General features: G+C 32.3%; 1 protein-coding gene. It reads left to right on the forward strand.

Features of this window, described 5'->3' with window-relative positions:
* The first annotated feature begins 67 nt into the window (after positions 1-67).
* Positions 68-526, forward strand: coding sequence for a ComE operon protein 2 (locus tag CD128_RS09720; RefSeq protein ID WP_103297975.1), 459 nt, complete (start codon positions 68-70; stop codon positions 524-526).
* Positions 527-610 lie beyond the last annotated feature (84 nt).

The raw sequence follows: 610 nt of genomic DNA on the forward strand, positions 1-610 counted from the left end.
AATTTACTATGTCTATATGCTTAAACTATAATATTAATTAATATACATTATACTGGAGCTGAAAATTATGGAAAGAATCAAATGGGATGAATACTTTATGGCCCAAAGCCATCTATTGGCATTACGTTCAACTTGTCAACGTCTCTCAGTGGGGGCCACAATTGTAAAAGACAATAGAATTATTGCCGGTGGTTATAATGGATCAGTAGCAGGCGAAGTTCATTGTATCGATGAAGGCTGTTTAATCGAAGATGGGCATTGTATTAGAACTATTCACGCTGAAATGAATGCTTTACTTCAATGTGCTAAACAAGGTGTATCTACTGAAGGCGCTACAATATATGTAACGCATTTCCCTTGTCTAAACTGTACTAAATCAATTATTCAAGCTGGTATTACTAGAATCTATTATGCACAAGATTATCATAATCATGAGTATGCACTTAAATTGTTAGCGCAATCAGGTATAGAGCATCAGCAAATTGATTTTTCAGCTGAGAAAGTTGCTCAATATTTAGTAAATTAATAACTTATGATTTATATAGCTTTAAGTTTATTATCTGGAATTTTGTGGATTCACTTAAAAGTATTTTCACTGTTTCTTATAAGT

Origin of the sequence: Staphylococcus croceilyticus, assembly GCF_002902575.1 — a bacterium.
Classification (GTDB): Bacteria; Bacillota; Bacilli; order Staphylococcales; family Staphylococcaceae; genus Staphylococcus; species Staphylococcus croceilyticus.

Bases quoted from the DNA above. Each gene is read 5' to 3' on its own strand.
- CD128_RS09720 (WP_103297975.1), top strand. From the start codon at position 68: ATGGAAAGAATCAAATGGGATGAATACTTTATGGCCCAAAGCCATCTA.